Source organism: Leptospira vanthielii serovar Holland str. Waz Holland = ATCC 700522, assembly GCF_000332455.1.
GTDB classification, from domain to species: domain Bacteria; phylum Spirochaetota; class Leptospiria; order Leptospirales; family Leptospiraceae; genus Leptospira_A; species Leptospira_A vanthielii.
Genome location: NZ_AOGY02000027.1, coordinates 1 through 17,384 on the forward strand (window position 1 = coordinate 1; position 17,384 = coordinate 17,384).

Annotated in this window: 16 protein-coding genes, 2 tRNA genes and 1 pseudogene; 11 read left to right on the forward strand and 8 right to left on the reverse strand. The window is 38.9% G+C overall.

Annotation, left to right across the window (positions count from 1 at the left end; translation table 11 throughout):
• Positions 1-206, forward strand: a 206-nt coding sequence (locus LEP1GSC199_RS21670; RefSeq protein WP_039926183.1) for a hypothetical protein, incomplete at its 5' end; no start/stop codon positions are given.
• A 25-nt stretch (positions 207-231) separates the two neighbouring features.
• On the opposite strand, the pseudogene LEP1GSC199_RS22265 reads toward LEP1GSC199_RS21670, so the two are convergent.
• The 4 genes and pseudogenes from LEP1GSC199_RS22265 to LEP1GSC199_RS05510 all read right to left on the reverse strand — a co-directional run bounded on the left by LEP1GSC199_RS22265 (position 232) and on the right by LEP1GSC199_RS05510 (position 3,684).
• A pseudogene (locus LEP1GSC199_RS22265) lies at positions 232-1,409 on the reverse strand (IS481 family transposase).
• Positions 1,410-1,468: 59 nt separating this feature from the next.
• A complete protein-coding gene (locus tag LEP1GSC199_RS05500; protein WP_232420659.1) occupies positions 1,469-1,777 on the reverse strand; it encodes a hypothetical protein in 309 nt (102 codons plus the stop codon).
• 49 nt (positions 1,778-1,826) lie between these two features.
• Positions 1,827-2,825, reverse strand: coding sequence for an SPL family radical SAM protein (locus tag LEP1GSC199_RS05505; RefSeq protein ID WP_002978901.1), 999 nt, complete (start codon positions 2,823-2,825; stop codon positions 1,827-1,829).
• Positions 2,818-3,684 (reverse strand): hypothetical protein, encoded by an 867-nt coding sequence (locus tag LEP1GSC199_RS05510; protein ID WP_002979031.1) that lies wholly within the window; start codon positions 3,682-3,684, stop codon positions 2,818-2,820. Before LEP1GSC199_RS05510 ends, LEP1GSC199_RS05505 begins: the two co-directional genes overlap by 8 nt.
• 9 nt (positions 3,685-3,693) lie before the next feature.
• Here LEP1GSC199_RS05510 and LEP1GSC199_RS05515 point away from each other — a divergent pair, with 9 nt between their 5' ends.
• From LEP1GSC199_RS05515 to rsgA, 6 genes are all read left to right on the forward strand, one after another.
• Entirely contained in the window at positions 3,694-4,263 is a 570-nt protein-coding gene (locus tag LEP1GSC199_RS05515; protein ID WP_002978881.1) for a glutathione peroxidase, read from the forward strand.
• Positions 4,238-5,113, forward strand: a complete 876-nt coding sequence (locus LEP1GSC199_RS05520) for a ChaN family lipoprotein (RefSeq protein ID WP_002979017.1) — start codon at positions 4,238-4,240, stop codon at positions 5,111-5,113. Before LEP1GSC199_RS05515 ends, LEP1GSC199_RS05520 begins: the two co-directional genes overlap by 26 nt.
• Positions 5,114-5,128: 15 nt before the next feature.
• Positions 5,129-7,723, forward strand: coding sequence for a transglycosylase domain-containing protein (locus LEP1GSC199_RS05525; protein ID WP_002978845.1), 2,595 nt, complete (start codon positions 5,129-5,131; stop codon positions 7,721-7,723).
• Positions 7,724-8,692 (forward strand): hypothetical protein, encoded by a 969-nt coding sequence (locus LEP1GSC199_RS05530; protein WP_002979042.1) that lies wholly within the window; start codon positions 7,724-7,726, stop codon positions 8,690-8,692.
• Positions 8,692-9,165, forward strand: a complete 474-nt coding sequence (locus LEP1GSC199_RS05535; protein WP_002978958.1) for a hypothetical protein — start codon at positions 8,692-8,694, stop codon at positions 9,163-9,165. The genes LEP1GSC199_RS05530 and LEP1GSC199_RS05535 overlap by 1 nt, the downstream gene beginning before the upstream one ends.
• Positions 9,166-9,311: 146 nt before the next feature.
• Positions 9,312-10,379: a ribosome small subunit-dependent GTPase A gene (gene rsgA / locus LEP1GSC199_RS05540; protein ID WP_002979046.1), complete on the forward strand. Its 1,068-nt coding sequence runs from the start codon at positions 9,312-9,314 to the stop codon at positions 10,377-10,379.
• Between the two features lie 663 nt (positions 10,380-11,042).
• Here the strand turns inward: rsgA and LEP1GSC199_RS05555 are convergent.
• A tRNA-Tyr gene (locus tag LEP1GSC199_RS05555) sits at positions 11,043-11,124 on the reverse strand.
• A 14-nt stretch (positions 11,125-11,138) separates the two neighbouring features.
• A tRNA-Thr gene (locus LEP1GSC199_RS05560) sits at positions 11,139-11,210 on the reverse strand.
• An 84-nt stretch (positions 11,211-11,294) separates the two neighbouring features.
• On the opposite strand from LEP1GSC199_RS05560, the gene LEP1GSC199_RS05565 reads away from it, so the two are divergent.
• Genes LEP1GSC199_RS05565 through LEP1GSC199_RS05580 form a run of 4 tightly spaced genes read left to right on the forward strand, consistent with a single transcriptional unit; the run spans position 11,295 to position 14,405 of the window.
• On the forward strand, positions 11,295-11,684 hold the full coding sequence (locus tag LEP1GSC199_RS05565; protein ID WP_002978790.1) for a hypothetical protein: 390 nt from the start codon (positions 11,295-11,297) through the stop codon (positions 11,682-11,684).
• A 9-nt stretch (positions 11,685-11,693) separates the two neighbouring features.
• Positions 11,694-12,506 carry a transketolase gene (locus LEP1GSC199_RS05570; protein WP_002978807.1) on the forward strand — a complete coding sequence of 271 codons (813 nt, stop codon included), beginning with the start codon at positions 11,694-11,696 and terminating at the stop codon, positions 12,504-12,506.
• A gap of 48 nt (positions 12,507-12,554) precedes the next feature.
• Positions 12,555-13,448, forward strand: coding sequence for a transglutaminase-like domain-containing protein (locus tag LEP1GSC199_RS05575; RefSeq protein WP_002979022.1), 894 nt, complete (start codon positions 12,555-12,557; stop codon positions 13,446-13,448).
• A gap of 3 nt (positions 13,449-13,451) precedes the next feature.
• Positions 13,452-14,405, forward strand: coding sequence for a polyprenyl synthetase family protein (locus tag LEP1GSC199_RS05580; RefSeq protein ID WP_002978903.1), 954 nt, complete (start codon positions 13,452-13,454; stop codon positions 14,403-14,405).
• Here LEP1GSC199_RS05580 and LEP1GSC199_RS05585 read toward each other — a convergent pair whose 3' ends face one another.
• Complete coding sequence (locus LEP1GSC199_RS05585) at positions 14,406-16,607, reverse strand: ATP-binding protein (RefSeq protein ID WP_002979027.1); 2,202 nt, start codon at positions 16,605-16,607, stop codon at positions 14,406-14,408.
• Between the two features lie 23 nt (positions 16,608-16,630).
• A complete protein-coding gene (locus tag LEP1GSC199_RS05590) occupies positions 16,631-17,347 on the reverse strand; it encodes an LIC10920 family plasminogen-binding lipoprotein (RefSeq protein WP_002978818.1) in 717 nt (238 codons plus the stop codon).
• Between the last annotated feature and the right edge of the window lie 37 nt (positions 17,348-17,384).

Here is a 17,384-nt window from a genome sequence, read left to right on the forward strand (position 1 = left end):
TTGTCCATTTGATTCCCAAACTAGGGTTAGAATGGAGTTCTAGTCAGAATTTGTTTAATTTATTGAATTTATTTCTGTTAAAACAGACGATAGTTGTAAGGAACTTAACCGATTTTGAAATCTACAATGGAATCTATGCAATTGAATCATTATGTCCCTTTACTCCAGCCCATCTTTGTATGGAAACGCCACGTATAACACTTTAGATCACTCACATGGGTTACACTTTTACTAGTCAATTCTATACAATAGCCTCTGGTATTTCAACACTTTACTCGTATACAAATCCAAAATTCCAAGAATTGCATCCGCAAAGTAAAGACGACAATGCCGATCAGATATCTCTTCAAAGCCAACTACCTCTCCAATGAAAGGATTCCCAAAGAACACTCGATGGGGCCCGTACTGCGCAAAACCACTTTCATGGACTTTATCGGTAACAATATGTGTGGGATAAGCTACCTCTAGAATCTTTTTTGGGAATGTCCTTTTCGAAGATTTATAAACTTTTGCAGGTGTCAGAAAACCCAAAGCTTCATGTGGTCTTACCTTATTAAATTCTTCACGGAATGAATCAAAGGCGGTCTGTTGTGCATCCAAACTAGATCTTGGAGGTAATGCAGTTTCTTCTTTGAGTGTTCTGTGCATTCTCTCATGACGACCGTTCTGAGATGGTTTCCCTGGTTCAATGCGTTCCGGTCGGATCCCTAATTTCAACCACCATATAGAAAGACTAGTTAAGCCGCCAATGGCCTTACTTGCAAAAGGTGATCCATTATCTGATTTGATTGCCTGTGGTAGTCCATATTCTTTAAAAACCCTTTCAAATACCGCTTTTGTTTGCTCTGCATTCGTTTTATTCAGGATTTCACATGCTAGAAGGTAGCGACTATATGCATCTGTAATTGTTAGTGGATCGCAGCGATTGCCATTTCCTACTGTAAAATGGCCTTTAAAATCAACACACCATACATCATTGGGAGCGACTACATTAGGAAAAAGGATAGAGACTGTGGAACTCTTGGTTCTTTTTTTCTTAGGTTGACTAGGCCTTTTTTGCGAAGAATGTTTCCAATTGTAGTTTCACTTGGAATCTGTTTCATGCGATGAAACTTTGCTTTGAGTATGGGACGGAGTTTTTTGGGACCCCAAGATGGATGGTCTTCACGTAAAGATACAATTAGGTGAACGATTTTCTCAGGAGTTTCATTGGACTGAGTGATTCTTTTTCTAGATTTATCTTTGAGTCCGTCGATACCTTCCGACTCATAATTCTTTAGATATTTATAGCCAGTCTTTCTCGATATATTAAAGTCTCGGCAAAGATCGGCAAAACACCACTGACCACTTTTAACAGCTGCTATGAACTTGATTCTTTCTTCTATCACTTTGGTTTCCTTCCAAGGCATCGGATTGTCCTCCGATACACAATGTAGGTGTTACCCATGTGAGTTGTCTCTTTTGTTACCTATCTGACCTCCTCATACCCGAGGGGTTCACCAAACCAATCGATACCTTTCCAATTAGAAGGTACAGTTTGGTAGATGTACTTAGGTTCTCTGCCGAGTTCGGCGTCAATTTGAATTCCCTTCTCCGTTTGGTTCCAATAAAACTCCCATTCCCCATCCAGAGTGATATTTCCATCTTTTGTGAAGTCCCATGAAGATAAATCCAACTTACCTTCCTTAGCGATAGGTTTGTTGCGATTAACTTCCGCACAGCCGGATAACGCAAAGAACATGCTGAATAGGAACAGTAAAATGACTCTTTTCTTCATAGGTAGGCACTAAGGTTAAGGAGTAGTGACAGAAAAGAAAAGGAAAAATTCAGGAATAACTTACTTTTATTTGAGAAGGAGAGAAATGGTTGTTCAGAGACGCCGACATTAGTTCTAAAATTTCTTCTGTTTCTAATTTTGAATAAGAAACTATTTTATCTTTTTTTTCAAAAGCATGAAATAAAATGGAAGAGTCCTTTCTTACTTCTACCATTCTCTTCAGAAAATCAATATTCATTCTAAAACCACCAAAACTAATGTCTGTAATGCCCTCAATCTTTAGTTCTTTCCCTAGTTTGTCGGCTAACGATTGGTAATGGGTTTGCCAGTTGGGGACTCGTAGGATCGGATCAATACAGATACGAACATTCCAGCCATCAGAGACTGCTTGGTTGACGGCTTTCAATCTTGCTTGCAGCGACGGGGTTCCATGTTCAATGGTTTCAATGATGGTTTGAGGGCTCAAAGTCCAGGCTAAAATGACATTGGGGTTGGGAGCAAATTTGGCAATTTGACTGTAGTTAGTTGACTTGGTTCGGATCTCTAAACTCAAGTTTGGCTGCGATTCGGCAAACTTAAGCCATGCTTTCGTTGCAGGGAAAAATGATTCTAAGGCCAACAGATCCGTGTCGTAGGACAAAGCAAGATAGAGAGATTTGTTCTCCTCCAAAAAATCTTTGGTAGAAGAAAAAAAATCTTCCCAATTCACAAATAACACGAGATTTGCGGAGGGAAACATCCCTTGTAAATAACAGTATTCGCAGTCATAAATACAATTGAGTGCTAGCGTATTATAGTAAAAATGTGGATGTGAGAAGTTAGGTGAAAAATCGCTTCCCGGATAAAGAAAGTGGTCTTTTTTTTCAGCCAAAATCAGTTTTGGACTTTCTTTTTGGATTCGAAAGTTTTGAGAATTGCGATTGAAACTATCTTTATAATGTCGAATCGAAATGGGTATTATATTGGGAAATTTAGCTAAAATCTCTTTCGTTCGAAAGTGGTCCTTAATCCCTTCTTCAATATAAATATGAGAAAATGATTTAAACATGAAGGGAATTTCTCCATGTTTCAAAGTAAGTTTTTAAATCGGTTTTGGATTTTAAATTGGCTTTTGTTGGTTCATCAGGAAAGGGAAGTTGCGAATTGGGATTTCGTAATCGAAAAAACCGAACGGATTTTTTTAGATCATGTTTCATTGTTTCTGTTAGGCGGAGATTTCCAATGAAATTTTCAACCTTGGGCCAGTCAATGGTTTCGATTTCGTCAATACGTGCCCAAGGCAATGGAGAAATCCATTCTTCGAATAAAGTTCCCGCAGTTTTTGCCATCATCGCCTCTATATCTTCTGTTTGGCAAAATTTTCCCTCGAGGTGATCTGACACTACTTTTCCTACGGTTATGTTTTCTAAAGGAAAATAAAGGGACGCCGCTTCCAAAAACCCAGAGCCTTCCATATCTACTAGACTGACTCCAGCTAACTCATCTTCCGTGAGAGATAGAAACCGATCTATTTTTTTTTCTTTTGTGATGGGTCTGTCAAATGTTGTGAGATTTGTTTCTTTTGTGAATTGTGAATTTGAAATTCGATCGGGATAAAAATCTCTTTTTGTCGAGGCATCTGTAATTTTGTGAATCCAAAAAAAATCACCTAATGATAGTTCGGATGCATTGGCACCGGCAATTCCCAGATTCCAAACTTTTATTTGTTTTCGTTCTTCTTTCGACAAGGTATGAGCAAATTCGGAAACAGCCAAGGCCATAGAAATTTTGCCTGTGCCAGAAATGATAATAGAATGAGATCCGTTTTGGAAGATTCGAAATTTACCGGAATGGACCAAGGGTTTCGCTTGTAAAAGTTCCAACCATGGTTTGGCCTCGGAAAGAACAGCGAAAAACAATGCAGACATAGTCTAAACATGAAACAGGGGGGTTCCATGCAAAGAAAAGTTTTGTTTGCCATTTTTCTCTTTATGGGTTTTCATATCTATGCTGGAGCAAAAAAGATGTCATTCCATGATTTCAAAACAGTTTCAATCCAAGGGAAAGAAGTTTCCCTTTCCGAATACAAAGGACATCCTGTCCTAGTAGTCAACGTAGCATCTAAATGTGGTTATACGCCACAATATGAAGGACTTGAAAAAATCCATCAGTCTTATAAAGACAAAGGCTTAAAAGTAGTTGGGTTTCCATCCAATGACTTTGGTGGACAAGAACCCGGAACAGAATCGCAAATTGCTGAGTTTTGCAAACTAAACTTTGGGGTCACTTTTGATCTGATGAAAAAAACCAAAGTTCTTGGAAATGATAAAGATCCCGTTTATCAATTTCTAACAGAGAATGCAAAAGAAAAAGGGGATGTGAAGTGGAACTTTGAAAAATTCCTAATCGATAAAGATGGGAAGGTGGTTCATCGGTTTCCTTCTGGAACTAAACCGGAAAGTGCGGAGTTAAAACAAGCGATTGAAAGCCTTTTGTGGTCAGTTTAGATCTTCGATTTTTTTCGTTCCACTGCTGGCCTTTGGAATTTCTGCTGAGGAAGTTACTTTACCCGGACAAATTGTTCGGACTTCCACGGCAGAAACTGTTTCCATCACAGAGATTATAAAAGAATCTTCCAGGTATGATGTCATCGTTTTGGGAGAAGAACATGACAACGGGGATCTTCATCGTTTTTATGAAACTCTGTTTAAAAGTATATCTGAGGTAGAATCCACCTCTTTATCTTTGGAAATGTTGGAACAAGACCAACAAAACATCGTCAACGAATTTTTAAAAGGAACCATTTCAGAGTCACATTTTCTTTCTTCGATAACCCATTGGAAAAATTTTAAATCCGATTATTTACCGTTAGTTGTGATTGCCAAAGAAAAAAAATTCAATGTGGTTGCTGCCAATCCGCCCAGACGTTATGTAAATGTAATTTCAAGAAAAGGTCTGTCCGCCTATCGGGAGTTCTCTGATTTAGCAATTCAGTATCTACCGCCTGCTTATAGTTTGGAAAAGTATCTCACCGAAGATTACAAACAAAGGTTAACGGCTCTTTTTGCGGATGCGCATGGCGGAGGCCACGGACCGACAAACCAATACTTGGTTCTTGGACAAGCCACTTGGGACCAAGGGATGGCCGAGTCCATTTCTCGGGAATTGTACAAATCGGGAAAGAAGGTGGTTCATTTAAACGGCCGATTTCATTCGGACAGGAGTGGTGGTGTTGTCCACAGATTACGAGAAATGGGGCATTCTGTCTTAGTTATCTCTGGATTTGTCAAAGATCGGGAAGTGAGCGCGGAATTTGTGAAAATCGCTGATTTTGTAATTTTAACAAACGGCCGATAAGATTAGGGAGAACCTATGTCGGCACCTTCTCCCAAATACCTTTGTCCCCACTGCCAAAAGGCATCTCGGTTACCAGAACCAATTCCCAGGGAAGGGAAGTTTCAACTAACATGCGCTCACTGTAAAGAAAAGGTAATTCTTAATTTTACGGACTATCGTTTTGAAATTTTACAGGTAGTAGCCAAAGAAACACCGGTTTCTGATACGGCCCAGTCCTTCCAACCTTTTAAAATCCCAACGCCATCAATTGCCAAACCAAGTTCTTTTAAAGAGAGATCGGAACCAAAGTCAAAACCATTTTGGGAACGAAAGGTGGTCTTTGAAAGGGAACGAGAACCTGAAGTTCGGACATTCAAACCCAAACCCTTAAAACAAAGACTGAGCAGTGGAAGAGGAAAGTCTCCATCATTTTCGTATGTGAAACTCGCATTCACTCTCACTTCCGTTTGTTTATTTTTATTTATACTCGGATTTTCTTACTTTGTGGCAGGAGTGCTTACTACAAAAAAAGAAGTGCCTATGTATTTGGAGTCACTTTCCAAAAATATTCCTACAAAAATTCTGGATCGTAATGGACAGATGGTGAGTGAAATTTTTCAAAAACGAACTTCCACCTTACATTTGCAAGACTATCCAGAGGATATGATTTTCATACTTTTGAATATTGAAGATCAAAAGTTTTTCTTTCATGGTGGAATTGATTATACCGCAATCCTTAGGGCATTTTTTAAAAATATTGTGAATTTGAGTTACAAACAAGGTGCGTCGACCATCACCCAACAGTTAGCAAGGATCATATTGGATGATCGTCGCAAAAGTTTGAACCGGAAATGGAGAGAGGCACAACTGGCATTTGCTTTAGAATCAGTGCTGACTAAAGAACAAATATTGGAAACCTATATGAACCATGTCTATTTGGGTCATGGTGCTTTTGGATTTGGGGAAGGCGTTAAATTTTATTTTCAGAAAAATCCTATGGAGTTAAGTAAAGAAGAAATGGTGCTTCTCGCATCCCTTCCCTCTGCTCCCAATAAATACTCTCCATTAAAAAATCCAGAAGGATCCTATACCCGCGTTCGAGCCATATTGCAGATGTTTCGTAATCGCGGAATTTATCCTAATTTAGATCGTGAAAAGTTTGTTAGTTTCTATCATAACCTTTCTACTCGTTCCCCCAACGAAACTGTTTTTGGTTCCAGACAAGACATAGCTCCTTATGTAACAGAACATGTTCGCGGAATTTTATCTTCCTTAGAGGGAGATAAAAATATTTACGAAAGTGGTGGGTATACAGTGGAAACCACTCTCGATCGTGGGGCACAGGAGCTGATTGGTCCGATGGTTCGAGAGTATCTTTCGAAAACTAGGAAGTCTGGAAAAATCCAAAAAAAACGAATCCGATTGAAACCGGAGTCACCTATGGATTTGGCGTTTCGACAAAAAATGGAAGAAGTAACCATCTTAAACGAGATGGTTTGGAATACGGAAAGTTTGGATTCGGAAAAAGATACAAGTGCCGTCCAAGCAGCGATAGTGGGAATCCAACCAAACACCGGCCAGGTGCTATTTATCCATGGGGGTGAGGAATTTAACTCACAAAACCAGTTCAATCGTGCTACACAGATGCGCAGACAAACGGGAAGTTCCATCAAAGCAGTGTTATATGCTTCTGCAATTGATGCTGGTGTGATCCAAGCTGGAACAAGAATTTTAGATGCACCTTTATATTATCGTGGTGGGGGAGGAAAGGAGTGGGCTCCTGAAAATTTGGGTGGAAGTTTTGATGGAGAGATTTCCCTTCGTACAGCCCTTGTGAAATCAAAAAACACTGCAGCAGTCCAAGTCGCAGAACGATTGGGAAGCGCTGGGATTGAACGTTATTTTACGAAGTATTTTTTCCCGAATGATGCTGAAAAAAAAGCACGGTATCGTGGTGATTTGTCGTTGGCACTCGGAACCTTAGAGATCTCACCACTAGAGATGGCCTCTGCCTTTACCGGTTTTGTCAACCAAGGAACCGTGAAACGTCCTTATCTCATCCAAAGGATTACGAATGCAAAGGGAGTGGTTTTATATGAAGCAGGCGGCACAGACGAGTTTAAATTAAAATTACCTCCTGAACGCCAAGTGATTCGCCCCGACACCGCCGAGGTGATGGTGTCTTTACTTAGAGATAGTGGTCGCGCGAGTGGTGTACGAAACGGTGGTTATGTGGGAGATCTGATTGGAAAAACAGGGACCACTAATGATTATAAAGATGCTTGGTTTGTGGGGGCTAGGCCAGATTTAGCTTTGGCAGTATGGATTGGTTACGACAATCCAAAATTTGGAATGGGTGGCAGTGGACTTGGTGGGGCAGTTGCCGCACCACTTTGGGGAGAAATTGTTTCCGCCATCGATAAAAAAAATATAATTCCAAAAATCCAGTTTAGCCAACCTGTGTATGCAAAATCGCATAAAATTTGTTCCTTAACAGGAAAACTAGCATCCCCCACATGTCCTGTGACAAGTGAACTCTACCTTTCTGATCATCCACCAGAAGGAATTTGTACGGAAGATCATAAGTCAGTGCAATCAGAGAACAAAGATTTGATGAAAGGATTGTATTAATTGAAAACAAATCGCAGACAGTTTATTTCTTTTGGTATCATTCTATTTTCGTATGTATTTACCCTTTCTCTTTCTTCCAATTCGTATTATGAAGAAGGGTATGAAATGGAACAATTGAATACTCTCTTTGCCATTCCTTTGTATGAAAAAGCACTCAGTCAAAAACCATCTGGAAAATTACAAAAGGCTGTGGTTTCAAGACTTTTCTTTTTGTATAAAAAACATGGAAAACTTTTGGATGCTTTGTTTTTGGGAGGTAAGTATCCGTCGCTCATTCCATCCAAAGAAAGAAGTTGGATCTGGGCTCACTTAACAGAAATTTATAAGCCGATTTCTGTATCCGAACTTTCCGCCACGTATGTAATAGCATCTAAGGCCACACCAGATAAATTTAGCGAACTTTCGGAACATCTGAAAATATCCAACTCACAAAAGTTATATGAATTTGCTTCCATTATCCTTTTGAAACGCAAACAATACAAAGTGATTTTAGCGATTTATGCAGATAATCCCTCTATGGCCAAAACACCTTTGTTTATTGGGATTTCTGAATTTAAAATCGGAGCCGATTCGGGTAAGGAATTTCTAAAAACTATACTCGGGGAATCGGAAACAGAGCGAACAGACCAAGAAAAATCCGATGTTTTGTATTTGATGGGGGTATATTACCGCCAAACAGCGGAATATGATCTATCAGCTCGGTATTTTCGTATGAGTGGGAGTTTTGGATTCAAACCAAGAGCCGAATTAGAAACGACGAAATCTCTCGTGTCGAAAGGAAATACAAAAGAAATGTGTTCTACATTTAAATTTACTTCTTCTTCCACAGATGAAATCGAAACCCTTTTGTATTTTTACTGCTCTCCGAATGCAAACAATTCCTGGAAACCTTATGAAAGAAGCATTCGTATCTTAGCGGAAAGAGAAGGAAATGAATTTTTAACTTTGTTATTTCCAGGGACAAACTAGTGAAAACTTTATCATATCTTTCGTTTTGTTTTATAAGAATTCCTGTAATCGTTTTTTTATTTTTCACTTATCCCGTGTTCTCTAATTTTTTAGTCACACCAGAACAAACTTTAAGACTGGAACTAGGTGGATCTTCCCGCGACCAAATTCGCTTTTGCAAACAAAAACCCTTGCAAGTGTTTGGACGTAATCCGATAGCACCATCTATCACTTGTCAGTTCCTACCTGAAGCAGAAGTGAGTTTAGACCATTTTTTTGCTGAAGAACTCGCAGACACTGAAGAAACACAATGGGCCTTCTATGATGGCTCGGGCAAACAATTATTCCCTAGCATTTCGTGGGAAGGTCAAGAGACTCTCCATTTGGTATCGGTTGTGCGCTCCAAACGAGGTCAATTTGGAGTCCAATTGCAAAGGAAAAAAGATGGGGCGTACTTTTTCTATCGAACGAAGATGTTGCACTGGGTGATGTAGGTGATAACCGCTTCGCTTCGGGGTTCAAGCGCAAGGATACATCAAGTCGCTAAGAAGTTAGATGAAATCGCATCACAAGTCTAAATTGGAAGACTCGCCCTTGTGACTTGTGATTCTAGATAAAAACCAATTAGTGGAGAATCATCATGCAATTGTCTGATTTAGGATGGAATTCATTTTTTGAACAGAATTTTGAGAAATATAAAACCCAAGGTCTTTCTGCGATGCGTATCATCCGAGAGAACAGAGAAAAATATATAGCTTGTTGTGAACTTGGAGAATTCAGCTGCGAAATTTCAGGAAAATTTCGATTTGATACCGACAGTAAAAGTGAATTTCCAGCAGTAGGTGATTGGGTAGTAACTTCTGTTATTCCAAATGAAATGAAAGCAATCATACACGCTCTTTTACCTAGAAAAAGTGTTTTCAGTCGAAAAGTTGCAGGTCAGATTACTGATGAACAAGTAATTGCAGCTAACATTGACATAGTATTTATTATTACTGGCTTAGATTTAAATTATAATTTACGACGTATCGAACGTTTTTTATCAATCGCTTGGGAAAGTAAAGCCCTACCAGTTATTTTGTTAAATAAAGCAGACCTTTGTCCTGAGGCTGAATTACGTAAAACCGAAGTCGAATCAGTTGCCATCGGAGTGGATGTGTATACACTCAGCGCAACTCAAAATATTGGGATAGATATTTTGAATCAATACATTCAAAGAGGGAAAACCATTGCTTTTCTCGGTTCATCAGGAGTTGGAAAATCTACTATCATTAATTCTCTCCTTGGGATGGAACATCTTAAAATGAACGAAGTAAGTGAATTAGGAAGTCGTGGCCGACATACTACAACTTATCGTGAATTAATCGTACTTCCAAGTGGCGGTATGGTCATTGATACACCTGGAATGCGAGAATTACAAGTTTGGGGTGATGAAGAAGGATTGAAGTATGTTTTTGATGATATTGAGAAATTAAGTTTAAACTGTCGCTACCGCAATTGCAGTCATGAAAACGAACCGGATTGTGCTGTACAAAATGCGATCAGCAATGGTTCTCTTGATCCGAAACGTTTAGAAAGTTTTTTAAAATTGAAAAAAGAGTTTAAATATTTAGAAAACAGACAAACCATGAAAGCAAGCGCAATTGAAAAAGCAAATTGGAAAACAATTAGTAAACTTGCGAAGAACATTAAAAAGAACAAATTGTAAATAGGATTATTGCCCACCACAGCACTTCCGCCATCCTGGCTTCGCTCGCTCGGGCCCGTCGTCGCTCTTTTCCGCATCCATGCGGAAACTTCTCCTTCCACCCTTGTTTGTCTTCGACAACCAACCTCGCCTACGCTTTCTATAAAAGCTTCGCGGGGTCGAAGTCGCTCGGGTTCTATTCGAATCCTTCAGTTTGTTGTTAGTTGAGGATTTAGTTCCTTTGTATCGGAACTTAGTTTGGGCAGGGAAGGAGTTCGCCCACCCTTCACTCCGCCATCCTGGCTTCGTTCGCTCGGGCCCGTCGTCGCTCTTTTCCGCATCGTGCGGAAACTTCTCCTTCCACCCTTGTTTGTCTTCGACAACCAACCGCGCCTACGCTTTCTATAAAAGCTTCGCGGGGTCGAAGTCGAGCTCCTCTATTCGAATCCTTCATTGGTTGTTAGTTGGAGATTTTGTTCCGTTGAATCGAAACTTAGTTTGGGCAGGGAAGGATTTCGCCCACCCTTCACTCCGCCATCCTGGCTTCGTTCGCGCGGGCCCGTCGTCGCTCTTTTCCGCATCGTGCGGAAACTTCTCCCTATGGGTCGAAGTCGAGCTCCTCTATTCGAATCCTTCAATTGGTTGTTAGTTGGAGATTTTGTTCCGTTGAATCGAAACTTAGTTTGGGCAGGGAAGGATTCGAACCTTCGAAGGTAAAACCAGCAGATTTACAGTCTGCCCTCGTTGGCCACTTGAGTACCTACCCGAAGAAGTGCATGAAGCCGCCTGAGGGATTTGAACCTCCGACCGGCTGTTTACAAAACAGCTGCTCTACCACTGAGCTAAGGCGGCATGCATTTCCAATTTTTGTGAAATGCAGTTAAGGTCAAATAAAAATTCTTTGAGCGCAGGTGGATTCTTTCAGAATGACAGGAGATGGCACTGTTTTTGGTCAATTCTCTCATGACGGTCTCCCTTATTGGATTCTATTTGGGTTATTTTTTTCGTAAGACGGACCAAAACCGGCATAGGCTCTTCAATACCATCGGGATTTTGGCAAATTTATCTGCTGCTGTCTATTTACTCGGCATGAAATATTTGTTAGGTGGCATAACGGAACACCAAATTTATCCAACGGCACCGGAAATCATCATTCATACCCATCGTTTTTTTGCAGCCATCGCCCTAATTCTAATGTTGTGTATGGGTTATTTGGGGTGGAAAAGAAAACGGAACCTACACGTAAAATTGCATTACATCTTTTTGCCATTGTACACGATTGTTTATATCTCCGGTCTGTTTTTATTTCAATCAAAACCGCTTTAAGGAATGTTCATGGAAAAAATTGAAGTCGCAAAAAAATTTGCAAAAGATATCCGAATCCAAGTGATCAAAATGGTAACGGCTGCCAACTCCGGTCACCCAGGTGGTCCTCTTGGACTTGCTGATATCTATGCGGCACTCTATACTTCTATTTTAAATCATGATCCAAAAAATCCTGAATGGGCAGAAAGAGACAGGCTCATTCTTTCCAACGGCCACGTTTGTGCGGTTCGTTATGCTTCCATGGGATTATCTGGTTATTTTCCTGTAGAAGATTTACTTACATTTCGAAATATCAATTCGTATCTCCAAGGACACCCTTCCACTCGTTATATGAAGGGACTTGAATCCAGTTCAGGATCTCTTGGGCAAGGTTTGTCGGTATCTGTTGGTTTGGCACTCGGTGCGAAGTTAAAAAAAGAGACATATAAAATTTATACATGTATTTCTGACGGTGAGTGCGGAGAAGGAATGACTTGGGAAGCGGCACAATCTGCGGTACACTTCAAAGCAGATAACCTCATTGCCTTTATGGATCGTAACTACATTCAAATTGATGGTAATACAGAAGAAGTCATGAAGTTAGAACCACTTGATAAAAAATTTGAAATGTTTGGTTGGAATGTGATCAATGCAGACGGACATAATATGGAAGAAATTTTTTCTGCATTTGCTAAAGCAAAACAACATACAGGTGGACCAACGCTGATTGTCTTTAGAACCATTTTAGGGAAAGGTGTTTCTTATATGGAAAACAATCCTAAATGGCACGGAACTCCTCCGAACAAAGAACAAGAAGCGCAAGCACTTGCAGAATTAGGTTAATCTTCTAGATTCGATTGACATTTTTGTTTTTATACAGATAGTTTTTGCATGGGACAAACTTCCTTTCCTGACTTTTATCCGGATGATATCACTCGTTTATTGTATGATTGGGAAGTTGCCCCTCCTGAAAAAAAACGTTTTCTATTAAAACTCATCGCATCTCGCATTCCATGGCAGATCCAATTAGAATCTGCTTTGGAAGAAGTAAAAGATCCTTATCTGCGTGTGCAAGCTCGCAATCTAAAATCGGAAATTACCCGACATAGACTTCGCCATTCCTTTTTCAAACTCACGTTACGTGGGAACACAAATCATTATAAAGATTTAGAAGAGATGGCAGTACAGTTGTCTAGTATTGGTTTTCCTGATCAAAACTATGCTGAAATCAAACATGAGTTGGATCGAATTGCACTTCGTGTATCAGAGTTGTATGATGACCATTCTGGTTATTTAACCGATGAACTAAAAGTCCAAATTCTCTGTCAGGTTTTATTCCAAGAAGAGGGTTTTGTTGGAAATATTCAAAAATATAATGATCCAGGTAATTCTTATTTATTTCAGGTAATCAATAGCAGGTTAGGAATTCCGATTTCTTTATCCGTGGTTTATTTGTTAGTTGGTCAGCGTTTGGGTCTTCCACTCTATGGAACCAATCTTCCACTTCATTTCCTTTTACAATATGAATCGGATGGTTATTTTACCTATATTGATCCATTCCACGGTGGTGTTTTGTTAGATAAATTCACTTGTGAAAAGTTTTTAGAAGCGAACGGATATACCAATTCCCCAAAATATTTTACAAAAGCCTCTACACTTTCCATGATCAAACGTATGTGCAGAAATCTTATCCATATCTACAGGGACAACCAAACCAAAGAAATGGAAAATACAATCAAAGATCACCTGCAGATTTTGGAAAGCCGATCCACGCATGTGGAATAAAGAATGAAATCAAATCTTCGAATCCAATCCATCTTAGCTAAGTTTGATAAAAATTTGGATGGAATTATTAAAGAAGACATTCCTATACTTAAAAAAATCAAAAAACACGTAATCACTTCTGGCGGAAAACGGATTCGGCCCTTTTCTCATTATCTTTTTTGTCAGTTCCTTGATGTAAAAAATAAGAATTGGTTGGATGTAGGAAGTGTTGCGGAACTCATCCACGCCGCAAGTTTACTCCATGATGATGTGGTAGACAATGCACCTATCCGTCGTGGTAAACCCACCATTGGATCTTTGTTCGGAAACAAAACGGCTATCCTTGCCGGCGACTATCTGTTAGCTTGTGGGATCAGTCGGCTCAACTCCCTTGGAAATCCTGAACTTATGGAAATTTTTTCCCAAGTATTAAAGGATCTTTCCGTAAGTGAACTTCTGCAGATGGAATGGGAAAAAAATCCTAAAATTTCCTTAAAAGTATATGATTCCATTATTTACGGAAAAACGGCCTCTCTATTTGGTGTTTGTACAGAATCAAGTGCTATCCTTGCGGGTAAATCCAAAAAAGAAAGAGCCCTCATTCGTGATTTTGGTGTTAGGTTAGGGAAACTTTTCCAAAAGAAAGATGATTGTTTAGACTATTTTGTAGATTCGAATACAAGTGGTAAGGAATTTTTAAAAGATTTTAAAAATGGGTTATTTACTTATCCAGTTCTTGTTCTTCGTAACCAACTGGGACTCTTGGAAAAAAGGAAGTTAGAATCTGTATTCAAAAAAGATGAAAGAAATTCTTCTGATGAATCCTATATCCTTGGTTTGATGGAATCTAAAAAAATCTCTGCAATGATACACAAAGAACTAAGTTCAGAGAAAAACTATCTGCTTGGTTTTTTAAATCAATTTCCAAATAGCTCCGAACGAGAGTTATTTGTAGAACAATTAGATCGACTTACTTAATCATTCTTCTGTGAACGGTTCATTGGGGTCAATGAACTCAACGATAGGTAATTGAATAGAGAAACAAGTTCTTCCTGGCTCTGATTCTATATGTATATTACCTTTGTGTTTTTCTATGATTGATTTTGTAATTCCTAGCCCCATTCCCGTTCCATCTCCGTGGTTTTTTGTGGTAAAAAAAGGTTCAAAGATTTTTTTCTGAATCTCTAATGGAATTCCTGGACCATTGTCTATTACTTTGATCTCGATTAGATTTCCTTGTTTTTCTGTAGTGATCATAAGGTTCCCTTTTTGGTTCATGGCTTCCAATCCATTCAAAATCAAATTTGTCCAAACACGAAGTAAATCTTCTGGCCAACCGAGGATCGTCGCATCTGTCAAAAATGTTTTCTTTAGGGAAACTTTTCCTCGCATTTTATATTGATAAATAGTAAGCACTGTTTCAATATTTTCTAATAGAGTAAATATCCTTCTTTCTTCTACTTTTGTCACACGAGAAAAGTTTTTCAGAGCTAAGATGATTTTCGAAGATCTGTCTACTGCGATCTGAATGATGGATAAATGGAGTTTGAAGTTTTTCTCTTCAAAAATAAGATTAGAAAGTTTTTCCTGCCCTGATTTCAATAGGGCTATTTCTTCATCGTATAACTTGGTAATCCCAACGTCCAAAAACCTTTCCAACATACTTTCCTCGAGTTCTAAGTCATTGTCTTTGCAGATTTTTTTGAGACTTGCCTTTTTGTCTTTTCGTTCCGTGTAACTTGCCACGAGACCAAAGTCGGATTGGTAGGTAAGCATTTGTTTGATGGTTTTAATTTCCGTTGGCTCTAACGATGAATATATATTTTCTTTGGATCCTAAGTTCTTAATTTCATTGTCTTTAGATTCGATTAGGGTTTCTATTGAGGCTTTGATAGCGCTTAGCGGGTTGTTGATTTCATGCGCTACACCTGCTACAAGTTTTCCCAACTCAGACATCTTTTCTGAAAACACCAACTGGTTTTCGGTATGACTGATCTGTAACAATGCCTTTTCTAATTTCTCTTTTTGGGTCTGAATTTCTTTGGTCCGTTCCAAAACCATCGTTTCCAATTCTGCGTTTTCTTTGGTTACAGTTTGTTCTTTTTTTATACGATTCTGAATTTGAAATTTTGAAATCGCAATTGTAAAAATTGTCATCTGGACGGCTGCACCAATTTCATTTGCAGAACTTAAAAATGGAAAAGAAGGTAAATACCCAAGATTGACAGAAATTAATAATGTTGTGCTGATCTGTCTAACCAAAAAAGCATAAAACAAAACGTTTGCATTTTCTCTTTTGTTAATCATACAATAAATTGCATAACCAAAATTTGCCGTTGCTAACATCAGACTATTCGCATATATGAATCGAAAGTATAATTGAAGATCTATAAAAACAATGAAAATAGAAGCTAACAATGAATATGCATAGAAAACTAAATATTTGTCAGTGTTGGGGTATTTTTGTTTTGTTTGAAGGAATTCTCGCAAAAAAAGAATGAGTCCAATAGGACTTAAAGAAACAAGACCAGGAACATATCTATAAAACCAAACACAGTTACTAAAACCATATTCATAAAAGAGACCCGATCTGAGAACGTTTGTAAATAGAACTGAGATTGTGGCAAAGGTTAGTAATAGATAAATTCGTTCTCTTAGGATGATGTATTGAGTCGCAGAAAAAAGACATACTAAAATACAAAGTCCAAAGTAGAAACCTTGCCAAAGAGAAATAGATTTAGTATATTGCAATAAACTGAATTCATCACGGATTCGAAAATTGATTCTGTGAGTGTCTTCGGATCGAATTCGAAATAGGTAGGTTCCTTTTTCCTTCGCAGGAAATACAAATCCACCTGTAAAAGAAACTTCTGGTAGTTTTTTTCTAACCAAACCCGTTTTGATACCAGAGACTTTTTTTCCGTCCTGAAATAACTCGTAATCTAATTCAGGAATCATTCCATTTTCAAAATGCAAGAATCTGGAAGGGCTTTCGTCTAAATCGATTTGGTAATAGTGGCTATCTTTTGTGAATCCAAAATAGAAGAGGGAACTGTGGTCATTAGGATTAAGGTCTGTTAGTTTAGCTTTTGGGTTTGTTCCTAAATGCCAAAGGCCCACACCACCTTCCGCCCAAAGCGAAAGGGGAAGGAAAAAAAGGCAAAAAAAGAATCGATACAATCCTTAAGATCGTTAGTTGGATTTTATTGGGGAACGATATTCGGTGCGTTACATTTTAATGTTCCGCGAATGATAACCGATTTTGCATCTGTATTTGTGTTCTGCACTAAACAAGTTTTATTGTCCGATGTAAAACATTGTGTTGTGGATGTTCCAGAAGTACAATTCACACTATCTAGAGTATTACAAGAGTTAAGTATTGAAGTTGTGGATGTTGTCGAAGTACTATAAGTTCCATTGAGTGTGACTTCTAAGTTAAAGAAGGAGATCTGTTGTGCACTTTGGAGTGCTGTATCAATATTGATCCCTTGATTGAACCATTCCACAGTTCCTTGTGTTCCTTGGACCGTTTTCCCGAAAGCTCCACCCGCAAGGACAAAACCTTGTTGCGGATCGATTTTTCCTTGGATTTGTGTACTATCATAAGTAAAACGTAGGTTGAGAGTTTCTTTTGTTTTAAAAATTAACTGAGAAATAACCGTAAAACGTGTGTTATTGGTATTGCTTGTTGTAGTTCCCGTGGTTCCCGTGGTTCCGGTTGTTCCTGTCCCGGTAGTAGCCGTTGTTGCCGGAGTGGCTTGCCCGCAGCTCGTTGTAACGTCGTTATCCACTTCCCCTAAAAAGTAGAGGGATGCCTCTCCCTCTGGTAGAATCGTTATTTCCGCTTTGTTTTCGTTTTTTAGACCACAAGCAAGGAAAATTGAGGAAAATGCGAAAAGAATAACAATAGATCGAAACATACCATCCAATCGTCACAGGAATTCATTCTTGGGTCAA